The 17,675-nt window shown below is 61.7% G+C and carries 17 protein-coding genes and 1 pseudogene; 10 read left to right on the forward strand and 8 right to left on the reverse strand.

Annotated elements, in window-relative coordinates; all coding sequences use genetic code 11:
- Window positions 1–526 (forward strand): DDE-type integrase/transposase/recombinase (locus tag ACH0CP_RS18320; RefSeq protein ID WP_406890106.1); only part of this gene is annotated, 526 nt, incomplete at its 5' end.
- 39 nt (window positions 527–565) lie between these two features.
- Here the strand turns inward: ACH0CP_RS18320 and ACH0CP_RS18325 are convergent.
- The 3 genes and pseudogenes from ACH0CP_RS18325 to ACH0CP_RS18335 all read right to left on the reverse strand — a co-directional run.
- A pseudogene (locus ACH0CP_RS18325) lies at window positions 566–972 on the reverse strand (IS5 family transposase); the annotation flags it as partial.
- 257 nt (window positions 973–1,229) lie between these two features.
- The gene (locus ACH0CP_RS18330) at window positions 1,230–1,460 is read right to left on the reverse strand and encodes a VOC family protein (protein ID WP_206364885.1); all 231 of its coding nucleotides are present in this window, start codon (window positions 1,458–1,460) and stop codon (window positions 1,230–1,232) included.
- The gene (locus ACH0CP_RS18335) at window positions 1,457–1,588 is read right to left on the reverse strand and encodes a VOC family protein (protein ID WP_406890103.1); all 132 of its coding nucleotides are present in this window, start codon (window positions 1,586–1,588) and stop codon (window positions 1,457–1,459) included. Before ACH0CP_RS18335 ends, ACH0CP_RS18330 begins: the two co-directional genes overlap by 4 nt.
- Before the next feature lie 62 nt (window positions 1,589–1,650).
- Between ACH0CP_RS18335 and ACH0CP_RS18340 the strand changes: the two genes are divergently transcribed.
- Window positions 1,651–1,953 carry a helix-turn-helix domain-containing protein gene (locus tag ACH0CP_RS18340; protein ID WP_314472353.1) on the forward strand — a complete coding sequence of 101 codons (303 nt, stop codon included), beginning with the start codon at window positions 1,651–1,653 and terminating at the stop codon, window positions 1,951–1,953.
- Window positions 1,954–1,980: 27 nt separating this feature from the next.
- Here the strand turns inward: ACH0CP_RS18340 and ACH0CP_RS18345 are convergent, their stop codons facing one another.
- The gene (locus ACH0CP_RS18345; RefSeq protein WP_314472352.1) at window positions 1,981–2,361 is read right to left on the reverse strand and encodes a VOC family protein; all 381 of its coding nucleotides are present in this window, start codon (window positions 2,359–2,361) and stop codon (window positions 1,981–1,983) included.
- A 329-nt stretch (window positions 2,362–2,690) separates the two neighbouring features.
- On the opposite strand from ACH0CP_RS18345, the gene ACH0CP_RS18350 reads away from it, so the two are divergent.
- On the forward strand, window positions 2,691–2,999 hold the full coding sequence (locus tag ACH0CP_RS18350; protein WP_406890101.1) for an SWIB/MDM2 domain-containing protein: 309 nt from the start codon (window positions 2,691–2,693) through the stop codon (window positions 2,997–2,999).
- Between the two features lie 35 nt (window positions 3,000–3,034).
- On the opposite strand, the gene ACH0CP_RS18355 is transcribed toward ACH0CP_RS18350, so the two are convergent.
- Window positions 3,035–3,214, reverse strand: coding sequence for a hypothetical protein (locus ACH0CP_RS18355; protein ID WP_314472350.1), 180 nt, complete (start codon window positions 3,212–3,214; stop codon window positions 3,035–3,037).
- Window positions 3,215–3,329: 115 nt separating this feature from the next.
- Between ACH0CP_RS18355 and mscL the strand changes: the two genes are divergently transcribed.
- Complete coding sequence (gene mscL, locus ACH0CP_RS18360; RefSeq protein WP_314472349.1) at window positions 3,330–3,764, forward strand: large conductance mechanosensitive channel protein MscL; 435 nt, start codon at window positions 3,330–3,332, stop codon at window positions 3,762–3,764.
- A gap of 307 nt (window positions 3,765–4,071) precedes the next feature.
- On the opposite strand, the gene ACH0CP_RS18365 is transcribed toward mscL, so the two are convergent.
- Together ACH0CP_RS18365 and ACH0CP_RS18370 are read right to left on the reverse strand one after the other, a co-directional pair.
- Window positions 4,072–5,171 (reverse strand): IS3 family transposase gene (locus ACH0CP_RS18365; protein WP_314472348.1). Its coding sequence is split into 2 segments (ribosomal slippage): window positions 4,072–4,910 and window positions 4,910–5,171, totalling 1,101 coding nucleotides; the frame shifts between segments, so codons are not numbered across the junction.
- A 165-nt stretch (window positions 5,172–5,336) separates the two neighbouring features.
- Window positions 5,337–8,084 (reverse strand): PAS domain S-box protein, encoded by a 2,748-nt coding sequence (locus tag ACH0CP_RS18370; protein WP_314472347.1) that lies wholly within the window; start codon window positions 8,082–8,084, stop codon window positions 5,337–5,339.
- Window positions 8,085–8,397: 313 nt separating this feature from the next.
- Here ACH0CP_RS18370 and ACH0CP_RS18375 point away from each other — a divergent pair, with 313 nt between their 5' ends.
- Genes ACH0CP_RS18375 through ACH0CP_RS18395 form a run of 5 tightly spaced genes read left to right on the forward strand, consistent with a single transcriptional unit; the run spans window position 8,398 to window position 15,462 of the window.
- Window positions 8,398–10,338, forward strand: coding sequence for a cellulose biosynthesis cyclic di-GMP-binding regulatory protein BcsB (locus tag ACH0CP_RS18375; RefSeq protein ID WP_406890098.1), 1,941 nt, complete (start codon window positions 8,398–8,400; stop codon window positions 10,336–10,338).
- A gap of 9 nt (window positions 10,339–10,347) precedes the next feature.
- A complete protein-coding gene (locus ACH0CP_RS18380; protein WP_314472345.1) occupies window positions 10,348–12,237 on the forward strand; it encodes a glycosyltransferase family 2 protein in 1,890 nt (629 codons plus the stop codon).
- Complete coding sequence (locus tag ACH0CP_RS18385) at window positions 12,234–13,694, forward strand: hypothetical protein (RefSeq protein ID WP_314472344.1); 1,461 nt, start codon at window positions 12,234–12,236, stop codon at window positions 13,692–13,694. The genes ACH0CP_RS18380 and ACH0CP_RS18385 overlap by 4 nt, the downstream gene beginning before the upstream one ends.
- Window positions 13,691–14,653, forward strand: coding sequence for a response regulator (locus tag ACH0CP_RS18390; RefSeq protein WP_314472343.1), 963 nt, complete (start codon window positions 13,691–13,693; stop codon window positions 14,651–14,653). The genes ACH0CP_RS18385 and ACH0CP_RS18390 overlap by 4 nt, the downstream gene beginning before the upstream one ends.
- Before the next feature lie 20 nt (window positions 14,654–14,673).
- Entirely contained in the window at window positions 14,674–15,462 is a 789-nt protein-coding gene (locus tag ACH0CP_RS18395; protein ID WP_314472342.1) for a transporter, read from the forward strand.
- Here the strand turns inward: ACH0CP_RS18395 and ACH0CP_RS18400 are convergent.
- Window positions 15,452–16,465, reverse strand: a complete 1,014-nt coding sequence (locus ACH0CP_RS18400) for a glycoside hydrolase family 113 (protein ID WP_314472341.1) — start codon at window positions 16,463–16,465, stop codon at window positions 15,452–15,454. The two genes, ACH0CP_RS18395 and ACH0CP_RS18400, sit on opposite strands and share 11 nt — an antisense overlap.
- A 162-nt stretch (window positions 16,466–16,627) precedes the next feature.
- Here ACH0CP_RS18400 and ACH0CP_RS18405 point away from each other — a divergent pair, with 162 nt between their 5' ends.
- Entirely contained in the window at window positions 16,628–17,587 is a 960-nt protein-coding gene (locus tag ACH0CP_RS18405) for an IS481 family transposase (protein ID WP_314472340.1), read from the forward strand.
- The last annotated feature ends 88 nt before the right edge of the window (window positions 17,588–17,675 follow it).

The following is a 17,675-nucleotide window of genomic DNA, read 5'->3' on the forward strand; positions in this document are numbered from 1 at the left end:
AGACCACCGGGATGAGGGGTCCTTTTTCGACGCCGATCACCCCGCTACCGGGGTCCCTTTTCCACGCCGATCCACAGTCATCGACACCTATGCCCGCCGTATCGTCGGCTGGCGCGCCAGCAGGACGGCGCATGCCAGCTTCGTCCTGGACGCGCTCGAGCAGGCGCTCCATGACCGCCGACCGGTTCATCGCGGTGGCCTGGTCCATCATAGCGACCGCGGGTCGCAATACGTATCGATCAAGTACACCGAGCGCCTGGCCGAGGCCGGGATCGAGCCCTCGGTCGGCAGCGTCGGCGACAGCTATGACAACGCTTTGGCCGAGACGATCAACGGCCTCTACAAGGCCGAGGTGATCCACCGGCGCGGGCCGTGGCGCAACTTCGAAGCAGTCGAGTACGCTACCCTTGAGTGGGTGGACTGGTTCAACCATCGCCGGCTGCTCGAACCCATCGGCAACATCCCGCCTGCCGAAGCCGAGGAGCAATACTATGCTGCCGCGGACATCATCGATATGGCAGCGTGACTCACATCCAACGGCCTCCGGCAAACCCGGCGCGGTTCAGCCATTCGCGTCGGCGACGGCATGGAGCTTCGTGTTCATGCCGCCCTTGGTGCGGCCGATCAGGCGACCGAGATCCCCTTTTTAACCCGCAGGCTCAATGCCGTGCGGTGTGCTTTCAGATAAGTCGCGTCGATCATGACCGTCTTCGGCTCGGCGCCCACCGCAGCTAGGCCTTCCATCATCCGCGTGAACACGCCCGCCACGCCCCAGCGCTTCCACCGATTGTACAACGTCTTGTGAGGACCGTAGTCCTTGGGCGCGTCGCGCCAGCGCAGCCCATTGCGATTGACGAACACGATGCCGCTCAACACCCGGCGATCATCGACCCGAGGCTTGCCGTGGCTCCTGGGGAAGAACGGCCGCAGCCGCTCCATCTGCTCGTCCGTGAGCCAAAACAGGTCGCTCATTCCAGTCTCCTCGCGGAGCCTGAATCAGATCGCTCTGCTTACATACGGGTAATTCCCGTCGCCAGAGAACCGGTCGTTTTTCTTGCTGTCGGACGCGCTTTGAGATTACCGTGTCTCCGTGTCCAATAGCTAGTTTCGGGAAAAGGCAATCGAGAATACATTTCGGGAAAACAGCGCCCGCCTTGCCGTTCAGCGTTTCTTTTCTGCCGTCAGTCGTCCCGATGATCGTTCCCATTCGGGAACGGGGCGGACTTCTGTTACCTGCTGGACAGGAAGAAGGTATTACCGTCGGGATCATTGAAATAGACGTGCGAGAAAGGCTTGGTCAACGGCGGCCCGAGGAAGGTCACACCTCTTGCCGACAGTCCATCATACTCATATTGCACATTGTCGCAGCCGAACGATCCGTTGAAGAAGGTGCCGATCCTCTCTTCATGCCCCTCAGGCGTAAAAAGAAGGATGCCGGTCTGCGCACCGGGGATGGTCATTTCGATCCAGCGCCTTTCTCGATCGAGCGGTCGGTCGCAATCACGAAACCCATAATCTCCGTCCAGAAGGCCACCGCACCGTCTTGGTCGCGGGTTGGAATGCCGACGTAGTTCAGCTTTCGGATCACGGCTGACCTTTCTGGCCGCGGACCAGTTGCGGCGCGCCCGCGAGATGCTCATTGCTATAGCAATGAGCGACAAGCAGTACGCGTTGGACGCTTACGTCCTCGACACCCTCATGCGCGATCTGGTCGGTCACGATCGCCGGACATCGGCTTTCCTGATCTACCTATCGCTGTTTGCCTCGGCGGAGGTGGGCTTCGCGCGCATCAGCCACGTCCAGCTCGCCGAACGCACCGGACTTTCCAAGCGCAGCGCACAGGACGCCGTACTTCACCTGATCGACCGGGGTCTGTTGCGGGCTGCCGAGAGCGGCGCGACCGAGGTGACGCGTTACGAGCTTCTTTCACCTTGGCGCCGGACGGCCTGTTGATCGGCCGACCGGCACATCGGCTGCATCCTATTTTGGTTGCCAGAGCTCGATCTTGGTGCCGTCCGGGTCCTGTATCCAGGCGAACCGGCCGAATGGGTCGGCATCGTCCCGCTTGAGTATGGGAACGCCTTTCGCCGTCAGCCGCGCGATCATCGCGTCCATGTCGTCCACGGCGAAGTTGACCATGAACTCCCGCGTGGAGGGCATCATGTGATCAGTGCTATCTAGGAAGGCAATCCAGGAGACCTTCGGCGGATGCCCTGGCGCGTCGAAGGGCAGCGCTGCCCCGCCCCAGGCTGCGACATCCAACCCCAGCACTTCTCTATACCAGCGCGCTAACGCCTTGGGGTCCTTGCTCTTTACAAAGATGCCACCAATGCCGGTGACGTGGCCGAGCTGCTCAGCCATGCCAGGAGCTTGCCACGCGAGCAACGCGATGATGCCTAAACTCCATGCCACCCATCCCGATCTCACTCCTCACCCCGTCGCAGCTCTCATGAACGCACGCTAGCCGAGGCACCGTAGTTCCGCCTATTGTGCAACCAATGCTATAGCAGTGAAATATAGATCTGCGACCTGGCTGTTTCCAAAGGCTGGTGAGCGGGGCCTTTGATAGGCCTTTTCCGTTCTCGCTTCACCATCCTAATGGGAAAACCCGAGCCGTCTCGATCGCCATTCCCAGTTGGGAATGAAGCTGGAGCCGTTCATGCTTGATCGTGTCGAGAAAGCGTGGCCTGATGACCGGGACCAGAGAACAGGAGACGATTATGGTAGCGAATCCGCAAACGGGTACGAAGGCAGCCACGGGGATTCACGCGCCAGTGAAACCATCGGCCGAACTTGGCGCGATCGTAGGGAGTGAAGCGCTTCCTCGCAGTGAGGTGGTCAGCAAGATTTGGGCTTACATCAAGGCAGAAAAGCTTCAGAGCCCCGACAACAGACGTGAGATCGTCGCAGACGAAAAGCTCAGGAAGATCTTCGGTAAAGAGCGGGTGTCGATGTTTGAGATGAACAAACACATTTCACAACACTTGACCAAGGCCTGATCGACGGCCGTTGATTTCCGTGCACAGCGACGGGATTAGCGCTGGGAAGGGGTGATGAGGTTAGCCGGGGCGCCGCCATTCGTCATGGCCGCCTCGGCCATGGCGGCATCGACGTCATCGTTGGCCTCCTTCATCGTGCGCTCTTGAGCTGCCCTGATTTCAGCATTGTTGCCTGCACTCTCAGCTTGGCGTCCGCACGCCGCTTGCAGCAGCATAGCACTGCCTAAGGCTACCCTTGCCCACCCCATCTTAACCCCCTGTTCGTTACGCCCAATGCCCGTTACAGTCTGACGTCACCAGGAGCAGCTGGCAACGAGAAAGGGGAAGCTCATGTTCAACGAATTCAAAACCTTCGTCATGCGCGGTAACGTGCTCGATCTCGCGGTCGCGGTCATTATTGGCGCTGCGTTCGGCAAGATCGTCTCCTCGCTCACCGACGATATCCTCATGCCGATTATCGGCAAAGTCTTCGGTGGCCTGGACTTTTCGAGCTATTTCGTGACGCTCGGTGCCGTGCCCGCGAACTACGCTGGCAGCCTCTCTGACTACGCCGCCTTGAAGAAGGCAGGCGTACCGCTACTCGGCTATGGCGAATTCATCACGCAGGCGGTGAACTTCATCATCGTCGCCTTCATCATTTTCCTCGTCGTCCGCTCGGTCAATCGCCTGATGCCAAAGAAGGCCGACACGCCTGCCGCGGTTCCTGAGGACGTCACGCTGCTTCGTGAAATCCGTGATGAGCTTCGTCAGCGTCGTTCGATCTGATCCGTCACGCCATGGCTCCCAGATGGTGGCCGTGGCATCTGGTCATGCTGGTTCGAGCAATCAGGCAAACGCCTCGCCGTCGGTATAGGTGGTGAGCACGCAGCTTGGCGATGCGGTGCGTCCGGCCATCGACACCGGGAGTGGTAGCGAGACGATGATGGCGGTTCGCTGCGACGGAGAGTTGGCCTCGACTGACTTTTGTGACGTGCTCCCCAAAGCTCTACCAGTCATAACTGGAGTCCGGCATTCATGTGAGCCTCACCCCGTCTTAGGTCCGGTCTTTATGAGAAAACCGGCTCTCTTTTCGTCAGGGCAGGCATGCCTGCCCTGACGAAAAAGCGCGCTCCATCGGGGTCTGGTTGCCGAGGGAGCTATGCGGACGGTGCTCGTTGTAATCGCGCCGCCACGCCTCACATTTTACCCGTGCGTCGTCCAAGCTCAAGAACCAGTATGCGTTGAGGCATTCGGCCCGAACGCGGCCATTGAACGCCTCCGCGAACGCATTGTCGGTCGGCTTGCCGGGGCGGCTGAAGTCCAGCACTACATCATGCTGATAGGCCCATAGATCGAGATCCTTCGAGATGAATTCCGGCCCATTATCCAGACGTATGCGCTTGGGGCGACCGTGTACCGCGGCAATACGGTCGAGCGTCTCGACCACGTCAGAGCCACGATAGCTCGTCCGTACATCGAGCGCTGGCGACACGCGCGTGAAGTTGTCGACGATCGACAGCACCCGGATCTTGCGCCCGTCGAACAGCTGGTCCGACAGGAAATCCATCGACCAGCACTCGTTGGGCGCCGTCGCCGGCGTCCGGTCATCGCGCAGCTTCGCCTTCACCTTGCGCTTGGGCGTCTTGTTGCGCAGCTGCAGCCCGAGTTCGCGATACAGCCGATGAGTGCGCTTGTGGTTGATCTCCCAGCCTTCCCGCCGGAGCAGCACATGGATGCGTCGATACCCGTAGCGAACACGGGTCGCAGCCAACTCCTTGATCCGCATCTTGAGGCCGGCCTGATCGAGGCGGCGGGACTGATAGCGCTGGGTCGATCGATTGATCGGAAATGCGCCACAGGCTCGCCGTTCGCTGACCTGGTAGCTCGCCTGCAAATAGCCGACGATCTCCCGGGCTCGACCAGGCCCTACATTTTTCGGCGGATGACGTCCTGCAGCATCTCCTTGTCCAGGCTCAGGTTCGCCACCAGCCGCTTCAGCCGGACATTTTCCTCTTCCAGCACCTTCAGACGCTTCATCTCCGACGGCATCAGCCCTCCGTATTTGCTACGCCATCGATAATAGGTCTGGATTGATATGCCCGCCTTCCGGCAAACCTCCTCGACGGTTGTTCCATCCTCGGCCTGCTTGAGGATGAACGCTATCTGCTGCTCGCTGAACCTCGACCTCTTCATTGACGGATTCCCTTGTCCGGCACCTGCCAAACCTAACCGGGAATTTCTTACAAAGAACGGACCAATCCGAAGGGCTCAGGTCAATATCAAATTGCCGCTTCAGTTTATGTCTTAATTGTTCTGGGTCTCGCCCTTGATAGGGAATTCGCAATTGGTGAGCCCGACCTATTGAACCGCTCTCAGCGCTCTTTCGATTGCCTTCCGCCAGTTTTCGGGATCGGCGCTCCGCAACAGCTGTTCGCATTCCCTCGCCCGTTCACCCAGGTGCTGTTCTCCGAACAATGCAGCAAGGCCAGCCATGTCGTGCAGCTTGGCCGCAAGGCTGCTGGCATCTTCCGGTGAGATCATTTCGGCCCCGGAGCAACGCTGCAAAGCCTCTATGAGCGAGCCGCGACGCGTTCGGTACTTTTCCACCAATTCGATTGGTAGGGCCGGATGCGCAGCCAGTGGCGTTTCAGGCACGGGCTCTGCTTTGGCTTCTGGGCGCGGGCGCAGTAGCCATTTTTCGAGTGCGTCCTGCAGCACCTCCATCGCCAGCGGCTTGGTCAGGTGCGCCTGCATCCCCGCTGCAAGGCAGGCCTTGATATCTTCTGGATAGGCGTTTGCGGTCAGCGCTACGATGGGCAGTTCCCCCGGCGTCAGCCCCGCAGCGCGCAATTGCCGCGTCGCGGCATAGCCATCGACGCGCGGCATCTGCAGATCCATCAGCACAAGCTGGTAGGGATCATCGCCCTCGCTTTCGGCGCGCACCATCGCGACCGCCTCGCTGCCATCGCGGGCGATATCGAGCCGCAGGTCGAACTTTTCTCCCATGGCGCTGATCAGCAACTGGTTGATCTCATTGTCCTCTGCCAGCAGCACCCGTCTGCCAGCAATGTCGCTGCGGCCCGGCGGTTCGGGAATTGCTTCTTCCACTACAGGCAAGTCGCCTTCGCTGCAAACGACCAACGGCAGGTCGACCATGAACGTGGACCCCTCGCCGGGGGTGCTCTCGAGGCTGATCGTGCCACCCATCAAATGCACTAGCTGGCGCGCAATTGACAGGCCGAGTCCGGTGCCGCCGCGGCGCGACGCAAGCTCCGAATTGGCCTGCACGAATTCCTCGAAAATTGCCTGCTGCCGTTCGGGAAGTATGCCAATGCCGGTATCGCGTACCGCGATCTCGATTCTTTCGCCGACAATCCGCGCGTGTACCGAGACCGATCCCTCGTCAGTGAATTTGAGCGCATTGCCGACAAGATTCAGCAGCACCTGGCGAATGCGCATGGAATCGCCCCGGACACGTTGAGGAAATGCGGGATCGATTTCGGCCGAAATCTCCAGCCCCTTTTCGCGCGCCACCGGTTGCAGTAGGCGCAGGCTTCCACGCACCAGATGCGGGATGTCCACCGGTTCTTCGGACACCGTCATCTGCCCCGCCTCGATCTTCGACAGGTCGAGCAATTCGTTCAGCAACCGCAGCATCGCCTGGCCCGACTGGACGATTACCTGCACATGGTCGCGCTGCTTGTCGTCGAGATCACTTTCGAGCAGCACTTCGGCGAACCCGATAACGCCGTTCATCGGCGTGCGTATCTCATGGCTCATATTGGCAAGAAAGGTTGCTTTGGCCTCCATCGCCGCGCGCGCCTCATCGCGCGACTCACGCAACGCCATCTCAGACAGCACCGTGTCGGTAATGTCCTCGAACACGCCGAACAATCCGATGGTCTCGCCCGCCGGGCTAACCTCGGCATGGCCAACCGAAGCGACGTAGCGGACTTCTCCCGAGGGGCGCACCAGCCGTGCGTCGAACCTGAAACCCTCACCGGTTTTGATCGAGTGTTCGACCTTTTCGGCCACCATCGCGCGATCATCTTCATGATAGAACTCAATGGCACTCTCGAGACTGAGGTCATAGTCCTGGTCGACGCCATGGATGCGATAGACCTCGTCGGACCAATCGAGCTTGCCGGTAGCCAGATCGACGCGCCAGTGACCAACATGGACCAGCGCCTCGGCCATTGCTAGCAGGCGATTGCTTTCAACCAGTCTCGCCACATGCGCCGCGTCCTCCAGTTCATCCCGGTGGCGTTCGCTGATATCTCGCACCGTGCCGACAAATTCGATCGGTTCACCGGTTTCGGGCGAGGCAATCGTGCGAAAGCTTGCTTCGAGCCAGACATAGTGCCCGTCCTTGTGCAGGTAGCGGTAGCTGGCAATACGGCTTGCCGCGCCCCGCAGCAGGCTTTCGCTGACCTGCATGACATGCGCGCGGTCATCGGGGTGAATGCCCGCCATCGGGGATTCTCCGATCATCTCCTCGGGCGCGTAGCCGAGCAACCGCTCGCTGGCCGACGATACGTAGCGGCGGATTCGATCGGCGCCGATTGTCACGATCATATCGTTGGTATTCTCGGCCAGGCTACGGAACCGGCGCTGTTCTGCAACCGCTTCGGCTTTGGCAAGCGTGAGCGCGGTTACATCGTTGAGCACTACCGTAATGCAGGTTTCGCCCGCGTCATCGATCCATTCATTCGCCGCGATGGCGTAATAGCGCAGTTCGTCGCCAAGCCGCAGCGCGACCGGCTCTTCGGGCAGGCGCTGGTCTGCCCTGATACCAATCAGCTCGGCAAAATCACGCCCCGGGAGTGGCGCGCCGTCTGTCGCCAGTTTGCGTTGCGCCAGCCCGTTGGCCCAGGATATCCGGCGTCCAGCGTCGAGTACGAGAATGGCAGAACCGGCAGTTTCCGCAATCCTGCGATCCTGCCCGGCGTGCGCCGGGAGCGCATCCAAGGCCCGTCCGGCTTCGACGGCAGGCGCGTCGCTCGCCCGGCGCGGTGATGTCCGCTGTCCGCCAAGGCGAACGAACAGCGCAATGAAGACGGTGACCAGGATCGCCCCGAGCGCGGCTCCGAGCAGGAGCATTTCCATACTCTCATTCATTGCCATAGCGCCTGTCGACCGGGCGGGAAGCACCGCGCTCACGACAAGAAATGGATTTGCATTGCATCTGTGCAACCTTCCGCTACCGACCCCTAGCGTGATCCGTTCATCAGCGCAAAATCTTGCTTCTGGATGATCTTATGTGCCATTCTTGAACATGACGTAATAACTTTTTGTTGGTAGTCCACCTTCGGACAGCGTGCGTTTTATTCATGAGACCGCCGGACCGTGGCGGGCCTCGGGGCCAGCGCTCACTTCGCCGCTGGGCGTGCTCTAGGCCCCACCCGGTATAAACTCCCCGTTGTCGGAGCGTTTGATGGTTATTTCTAAAAAGCTGCAAATGGCCCTGTGGGCAGCAATGGTGGCATTTCCCACCAACGCCCAGCGCACCGATCCGGTTGTCCAGCCCGATGTCACACAAGCCGACACTGGTTCCATGGCTGCCCCGACAACGGTCGAACGGTTCTATAGCCTGTCCGAACTCGGGTGGCAGGACGGGCTCGAAATCAGCGGCCTGTCCGGAAGCCGTGAACTGTACTTTCCGCTGCCCCACGCCGAGAGGATCGGCGCGCTCGAGCTGCGGCTGCCCTATCGCAGCGCGTCGGCGTTCGAGAGCCGCCGCAGCCTCACCATCTCGGCCAATGGGCAGATTCTTCGCACAATGGCGCTCGCTCCCGGCGAAACCAGCGGGGAGATCGTCCTGCCAGTCGTGCCGACGATGGTCCGCAACGGCTTCCTGACCGTGCGCTTGGATTACAGCGGTGCGATCACCGAAGATCGCTGCATGGATCAACGGCTGGCGGGCGCGTTCCTGTCCTTCGCGCCGGAGGGCGGCCTGCGGGCCGCGCTGCGCCCTGCAGCAACCGCCAGCCTGGGCGCGGTGATCGCACTTTTACCGGCGGCGGTCGACATCGTCTTGCCCGCCGCGCCGAGCGAGGCCCAGGCTGCCGCCGCACTGACGCTGGCCGCCGGAAATCCACGGGCCCGCATTGTCACCGCAAGTTCTGCCGCCATCGTGGCGCGTGACGCGATGTGGACGCGGGGCCGCATAGTGCTTGTCGACAAAAGCGCCCCGCCGCTCGCAATCGACCGGTCTGGCCCCGTGCCTGCGGTCGCTATCGGAGGCGACGACCCCGCCGCTGCTGCCCGTCTGGTGCGCAGCCAATGGCGGGCGGCGCTGGCAGCGACCCCAAGCGCTGCGCTTGCCGGCAGCGAACCCGATGCCACCGCCCCCGACCGGCTGACCTTCGCCGACCTCTCCGGCGACGTATCGGTGCAGGAGGTTTCCGATCGCGGCACATGGACGCTCGCAGTTCCGGCGGCGTCGGTTCCCGCGGGGCAGGCAATCCGAAGTCTGGCGGTGGATGCAGCGGTGGCCGATGACGGCAGCATCACCCCTCCGGTAGTGAGCGTGCTGATGAACGGCCTGCTGCTCGGCAGTACCGAGGCGCGGCGCGGCGAGCGTACCCGGCTCGACCTGGCAATTCCCGACGGTTTGGCCCGCGCGCGCAACGCGGTCGAAGTGAGTGTCACCCGGCAGGTGGCCAGCGGCGACTGCACCTATGCCCCGCAAACCTATCCCGCGCAGATCCTGCCCTCCAGCCATGTACGGCTCGGTCCGGCGGGTGAGGCCGCGGATTTCTCCGATCTGCCGGCAACGTTCAATGGCGGCTTCACGGTCAGCCTCGACAGTCCGCAGCATCTGGCACCGGCGGCACAGCTGCTGCAGGGCCTTGCCGGGCCGCAAGCCCCGATAAATGTCACCTATGGCGAGACCGCGACCACCGGCCCGCTGGTGCATATCGGCGCCACGCCGCCGGCAGGAACGGATCCGGTTGTCACGCTCTCTGGCGAGCGCGTCGAGATTGTTACCGAGGACGGCAGCAGTCTGGTCGACAGCGCAACGCTTGCCTCTCTCACCGTCGCGCAGCTGCTGCATAACGATGGTGATCCGGTGCTCTGGATTCGTCCGGCGGCAGATTTTGGCGCGCTGACCGAGCTCGCTGAACCGCTCGATCTCAGTTATGGCGACATCGCACTGATCGGTGCCGATGGCATCGAACTGGCGTTCTCAACCGAACGTGACCGGCTGATCGACATTCGCTATCCGGACCGGACCGGACTGGCTGAACTCCTCGATCGTTACCGGCTGTGGCTGATCGGGCTCGCCTGGCTGATCGCAAGCGTCGGCTTCATCTACCTGCTGCGCCGGGTCTATGCGACGCGCCAGTCCGACGACTGAGCCCACCCCATGTTGGATCTGACAGCCACCGACAGCTGGACTGGCGACTTCCTCGCCGAACAGGGGCTTATCACGCTCGAACAACTCAACGAGGCGAGTGAGCTTGCCTCGCGCTGGGGTTCGAGCCTGTCCGATGTGCTGTTGGCGCGCAACTGGATGGAAGCGTCCGAGTTCTACCATGCGCTCGCCGAGCGTTTCGGGATGCAATATGTCGATCTGCTCGAACAACCGCCCGATCCCGACCTGCTCGATGAGGCGCAAGTCAGCGATTACATGCGCGAGCTGACGGTGCCGTGGCGCGCCACCGACAATGTGGTGACGGTGGCCACCGCACGCCCCGGCCCGGAGGTTATCGTGTATGCGCGCGAACGCTGGGGCGCGCAGGTGCGGCTGGTGGTTGCCGCCAAGGCCGACCTGCAGGCCGCAGTTCAGCGCAATTTTTCCGAACGTTTCAGCCATGCTGCAGTGTTTGACCTCGCCGAACGTGACCCGCTGATGTCGGCGCAGACGGTGTTTACTCCGGCGCAGATCGTGATCGCCTGGGGCATGCTGACCGCGATCGCGATAGGATTGGCGCTGGCACCAGTGCCGACCCTGATCGTGATCAACCTGGTGATGACGCTGTTCTATCTGGGCAATTTCATCTTCAAGGGCGTGCTGATCTGGGCGGGCGGCAAGCATCAATATGCGCGCGAGCAGCAGATCTCCTCCGCCGTGCGCATGCTGAGAGACGACGATCTGCCCGTTTATACCGTGCTGGTGCCGATGTTTCGCGAGCCCAACGTGCTGCCGATCCTCGCCAACGCCTTGCGCCAGCTCGATTACCCGACCAGCAAGCTCGACGTGAAGATCGTGCTCGAGGAAGGCGACCAGGAAACGATTGAGGCAGCCCAGTCGCTGGGTCTCGAAGGCATTTTCGAGATCATCCGCGTTCCGCCCTCGCAACCGCAGACCAAGCCCAAAGCGTGCAATTACGCGCTGCAATTCGCGCGCGGCGAATATCTCGTAATCTACGATGCGGAAGACAAACCCGAGCCCGACCAGCTCAAGAAGGTGGTAGTGGCGTTCAACCGAGCGCCCGCCAATGTCGCCTGCGTGCAATGCCGGTTGAACTATTTCAACCGCGACGAGAACTGGCTGACGCGGCTGTTCACGCTTGATTACTCGCTGTGGTTCGACCTGATGCTGCCGGGGCTGGAGCAGCTGCGCATGCCGATCCCGCTCGGCGGTACATCGAACCATTTCAAGATGGACGTGCTGCGCGAACTGCGCGCCTGGGACCCGTTCAACGTCACCGAGGACGCCGATCTGGGCATCCGCATGACGCAGAAGGGCTATGAGGTTCGCCTTGTCGCCTCGACCACCTTCGAAGAGGCCAATGTCTCGCAAAGCAACTGGGTGCGGCAACGGTCGCGCTGGATCAAGGGCTACATGCAGACCTTTCTGGTGCACACCCGCCGGCCGCTGCACCTGATGCGCACGATCGGCCCTATGGGTGTGCTCGGCTTCGTGTTTTTCATCGGCGGGACGATGCTGTCAGGGCTGCTCAACCCGCTGTTCTGGGCGATCTTTGCGTTCTGGCTGGTTACGCTGACAGGTATTTTCGATCCCGTCTTTCCCGATCCGCTGCTGTATCTATCGCTGTTCAACCTGCTGGCCGGGAACGGCATGTTCATGTTCGTGATGATGCTGGCGCCGTTCCGCCGCAACTGGCTGCAGCTGGTCCCGTTCAGCCTCACCGTGATCTGGTACTGGACGTTGATGTCGGTGGCGGCGTGGAAGGGGGCATGGCAGCTGGTAACCAAGCCGTTCTACTGGGAAAAGACGCATCACGGCCTGTCCAAACACACCGCCGAAGAGGTGGCAAAGGCATCGCAGGACCAAGGGGTGCCGGCGTGATCCGGCGGTTGCCTGTTGGCGCGATCGTGCTGGCGCTGTGCCTTGCTGCCTATGCTGTATTGGTGCTGGCGCTGCAAACACGCGAATATGTTTCGGCGAGCAATCTCGACCTGTGGGGGCGTGCGTTGATGGCCAATGGCGGGCTGTCGCGGTTCGAGGACGTGGTGACTGCCTATCCCCCGCTGCCCTATATTATCACCATCGTGACCGCGGCCTTGTTTCCCGTCATGCGGGACGCCACGCCCGAACTGCTCGGGGCCGGCCTTGCCGCGCTGCTTGTGTTTGCCTGGCATGCCGGCATCCGGCGCAATCATGTTGGCCCCGTCCGCGCGCTGATCGGGACGGTGGCGCTGGCGGTGAACCCGCTATTCCTGCGTTCGATTTCCGAAGGACCGGGTTTCATTCTGCTCATGTTCGGATTGTGGTTCACCGCGCTGGGTGTGTTCGGCCTGCGCCGTGGACACCGCGTCAATGATATCATCCTCATCTCGCTGGGTCTGACCCTGATGGTATTCGCCCACCCCTTTGGCATCGTTGTGGCATTTGCGATGTTTCCTTTTCTCGCGCTGGTGTTCCCCGCCGACCGGCTGGGCGAGGCTCCGGCAGCGATGTTCCTCGTGCTACTATTCCCGCTGCTCTTCGCGCTACTCTCCTTTGCCTATGTGAACTGGGTTTTTGCCGGCGATGCCTTGTCCTTCCTCCCCCGCGTGAGCCGCGAATCGGCCGGACTGGGGCCAGACTGGACCCCTCCGGCGGGGTTCTGGGGCTGGTCGCTTGCGGTATTCAGCGTGTTCGCCGCCTGTCCCATGGCAATCGCCATGTTCGTGCGTACGCAGGGCATGGCATCGCTGCGAATGGCTGTAATCGTGCTTATGTGCACGCTGCTTGCGGCCACCCTGCTTGGCAGCCTTTTCGAAGTGCTGCCGGCACCCGCACTGGTCGCAAGCCTCGCTGTGGCAATCTCGGCTGCCTGCGCGGCCCGCTGGCCGATCGAGCATGCCCAGGGGTCCGAGCTGGCAATGTTGCTGGCAGCAGGCACGCTCGGCGGCGTGGTGGTCACCTTTGCCGATTCGACGCCCGAGACCGAACGCTGGCGCGCGGCTATGTCCGGGGCGCAAGTGGCCCCGGCTGATCCCGAACTGGCTGAGCTGGGTGCGCTGCTCTTACCGCGCGATGCGATCCTGTTCGACGCGGACCGCGCCCCTGCAGTGATTGCCGAACGTGGCACCACACGCGGCATATGGAGCGCCGGATCGCCCGAATTCCGCCTCGCCGCGCTGTCCGGGCGCTCAGAAGCGCAGACAGTCGTGGTTCACAATCGTGACGCCGGGCTGGGCAACGACAGGGTCGGTCAGATGTTGCCCGAAGTTTATGAGAACGGTCTCGAGGGCTTCCGCGAAATATACACCGGCGAGCGCTGGCGCGTGTTCGCTATCGAAACGGGAACCGGATTATGAGCAAGTCAGGCCAGGTCGCACGCATCCTCGTAGTCGATGATTCCGAAGAAAGCTCCGCAGTTACCGCTGCCTTTCTGCGCATCGGAGGATTCGAGCGGATCGAGTTTGCACGTTCCGGCGAGGAAGCGCTGGCAATGGTCGGCATCGGCAGCAGCAGCGCACCGGTCGAGGACGAAATTGGCTTCGATCTGATCTTGCTCGACATCGTCATGCCCGACATGGACGGGATCGAGGCCTGCGCGCGCCTGCGCATCAACCAGCCGAGCCGCCACGTCCCGATCCTGATGCTCACGGCCTCGCGCGATGTCGAGACGCTCAATCACGCCTATGTTGCGGGCGCCGACGACTTCGTCTCCAAGCCAGTTGACGAGGTGCGGCTGTTGGCGCGTGTGCGTACGCTGCTGCGGATGCGACGCGAACAGAAGCGCCGCCAACTGCGCGAGGCAGATTTGCGGCTGCAGAACCTCAACCTGCAGCGCGGTCAACTCGATGCCGTCCTGATCGAGCCGGTGTCACACCTGCCGCGCGACATGCTGGTCGAACAATTGCTGCGCAACTGCCGCGAGCTGGGCGATCCGGCAGCGCTGGCGCTGATTCAGATCGCCGACTTCGCGCATTATCGCGAGTTGCACGGCAACCAGCTGGCCGAAAGATTGTTTCACCGCATCGCGGGAATCGTTTCGCAGATCGAGGCACCGCTTGCGGCGATCCCGTGTGCCTATGGGCAAGGCAGCTACATGGTCGTGCAGCCGGGCGCCACAAGCGCTGACAGGCTCGCGGAAATGTGCACGAAGGTGTGCGCTGCGGTAACACAAGAGGCGATATTCCACGGAAACTCGATCGGCAGCGAGAATGTCGAGATGCTGACGCAGACCGGCTGGAGCGACAGCGACAAGCTTGAGGCGATGATCGATGATTTGCTTGAGCGGATGAACACACGAATGCTGGAGATGCGGTGATGAAACGGCGGATATTGGCGATGGCGACCGGCTGGGCGAGCGGCATCCTGCTAGCAGGCCAGGTGCAGGCGCAGGAGGTGCCCACTGTATCGCAAAGCGCCGACAATGATCGCGGGCAGATGATTGCGACCTTTTATTACTCGAAGAGCACGCGCGGCTTCGACGCCGATGGCCAGACGATCGATATTTCCGATTACGAGAAACTGGAGCTCTACGTGCTCGCCGAATACCATGTGAGCGACGACCTGACCTTGCTGTTGAAGCCGAGCCTGCGCGATGTTTCAGTTGAGGGCGGCGAGGATTCTAGTGGCCTTGGCTACACCGATATCGGTGCCCGCTACCGCCTCACGGGAGACAATGACCGGTCGCTTGCTTTCGAAGCGACGGCCCGCATTCCCGGCGTCGATCGCGAGGACAGCATCGCTCAGGTCGGCAGCACCGATGCCGAATACGATCTGCGACTGCGCGGTTTCCACGGCTTCGCTCTGGGCGAGGATTCCGGTTTCGTGGACCTGCAGGGGAGCTATCGCCTGCGCGAAGGCGATCCGCCCAACGAGTTCCACGCCGACATTACGCTCGGCTACCGTCCGCTCCCCGACCTGTTGCTGATGGCGCAGTCCTTCAGCACCATCAGCGACGGCAGCGGTCAGGGTATTTTCGACCGCTACGCCTACCACAATGTCCAGCTGAGCGCCGTCAAGCAGGTCGCTCCGGGTGTTTCGCTGCAGGCCGGTTGGGTGGGCACAATCGGCGGTCGCAATGCCTTGCGCGAACGCGGCGTGTTTGCCGGGCTGTGGCTCAGTTTCTAAGCCATCGGTGCCGCAACATTTCCTCGGCCGGCTTGTTCTGCACGGTAAAGTCGGTGTCCTCCGCACCGCCTCCGTCCGGATCGGAAAACCACCGCCAGATATAGACGCCCTGCGCTTCGAACTGCCGCGCATGGTCGAGCCAGGTTTCGAGCACAGCGGCCTGTAACGCAGGGGCTGCGGGCGCGGCGCGTTCCTCGGCGCTCTCCCATGGGCTCTGCGTCGCACCGGCAGCCGAGCGCAACCCGATTTCACCGATCCAGAATGGCCGCGAAACCTGCCGGGCAATGCGCTGAACCGTCGTCAGCTCGCGCACTATCGCCGCGCGCCAGGCTGCGCGGTCGCTGGCACCGCCAAGCGCCGGATAGAGCGAGACGCCCAACGTATCGAGCTGGTCCCAGAACGCTATATTGGCGGTTTCTTGCGCGCCATGCGCAACATAGGTCAGACGGCCTGCGAACCGCGCGCGCGTGGCGGCGATCACTTGCTGCCATTGCGGCCAGCGTGTCATTCCGCGTAGCTCGGTTCCGATGACGAGCGTGCTGGCGCCTTCGAACTGGGCGATTTCGGCCACCTGGCCGAGCGCGTCGCAATAGGCGGCAAACCAGGCTTCGCGCTCCACTGCGTCATCAAGTCGCACAGCGCCAGCCCAGGTTTCGGGCACCCACACATGCGGCTTGACGACCACGTCGAGCCCCGCCGCGCGTGCCTGCGCGATGCCGGCACGCAATCGCTCCGCCGGAACGGCATTGCCAAGAACAAGGTTCGGGTCGGCGCGGTCAGCCTGCCAGAAGAACACCACCAGGGCGACACTGTTGGCACCGATCGCCTTCACTCTCGCAAAGCTCTGGGCAGCCTGCCGGCTACCATACAAAGCAGCAGGTGTTTCTATCATATTGAGACCGCGCATCGGGACCGACAAACCGTTCGCTTGCAAGGCTTTGGTTGCCAAAAGAGCAACACCAGCCTGAAAAAGTTGACGCCGCTTGAAAGCAGTACGAAACAAAAGAGCTCCCTAATTTACGTCTGCTACGAAAGTGGTGCAACGGCGGCGTTGGCGACCGACGATGATACCGATTGGATCAAGGAGTCAAACGTTGCGCTAACCTAGGTGTTTGATCCCACGGTTTGATGGTGCGATCCTTTCGTTGGAATGGAAGGAAGCATTATGGGCCAGGTACGTCACGGGAGCGCCACGACCACGCACGCCGTCCGAGCAGCAATACAGCGATCGCAAGCTTCGCTCGCGACGCTGAGCCGGGAGCTGGGCATCAACCCCAAGACGGTCGCCAAATGGCGCAAGCGGGCAACGGTCGAGGATCTGAAGACCGGGCCGAAGGCCCCTCATTCCACGACGATGTCCGAGGCCGAGGAGGCTATGGTTGTCGCATTTCGACGGCATACCCTGCTGCCGCTGGACGACTGCCTCTATGCCCTGCAGCCGTCGATCCCACATCTGACCCGTTCAGCGCTGCACCGCTGCCTCCAGCGGCACGGCATCTCCCGCCTGCCCGATGTCGAAGGTGACAAGCCTAAGCGGCAGCGCTTCAAGCGTTATCCCATCGGCTTCTTCCACATGGATATCGCCGAGGTGCAAACCGCCGAAGGCAAACTGTACCTGTTCGTCGCCATCGACCGCACCAGCAAGTTCGCGGTCACCCAGCTTGTCGACAAGGCTGATCGACGGACAGCATGGGAGTTTCTCGAGCATCTGCTGAAAGCCGTGCCTTACCGCATCCATACGATCCTGACCGACAATGGCATCCAGTTCGCTGAGCAGCCGCGTAACCGCAACACCGCCTGGTCGCGTCAGATGCGTTTCGACATGATCTGCGAAGCAAACGATATCGAGCATCGCCTCACCAAACCGAACCATCCATGGACCAACGGGCAAGTCGAGCGGATGAACCGCACCATCAAGGAGGCGACCGTCAAACGCTTCCATTACGAAAGCCATGACCAGCTGCGCACGCACCTCGCTGACTTCATGGCCGCCTACAACTTCGCACGCCGGCTCAAGACGCTCAGCGGCCTCACACCCTACGAGTACATCGCCAAAATCTGGACTTCAGAGCCAGAACGCTTCATCCTCAACCCGATCCACCAGATGCCGGGACTAAACACCTAGTCGAGGATCAAGGGGGCACCTCAAGGTTTGTCATATGGACAGCGGCAGTCGGAACAAATGGTCAACAAAGGCCTGAGCGTTGCCGCAA

The sequence above is a fragment of the Sphingomonas sp. 179-I 2A4 NHS genome, from assembly GCF_045369135.1.
Lineage (GTDB): Bacteria > Pseudomonadota > Alphaproteobacteria > Sphingomonadales > Sphingomonadaceae > Sphingomonas.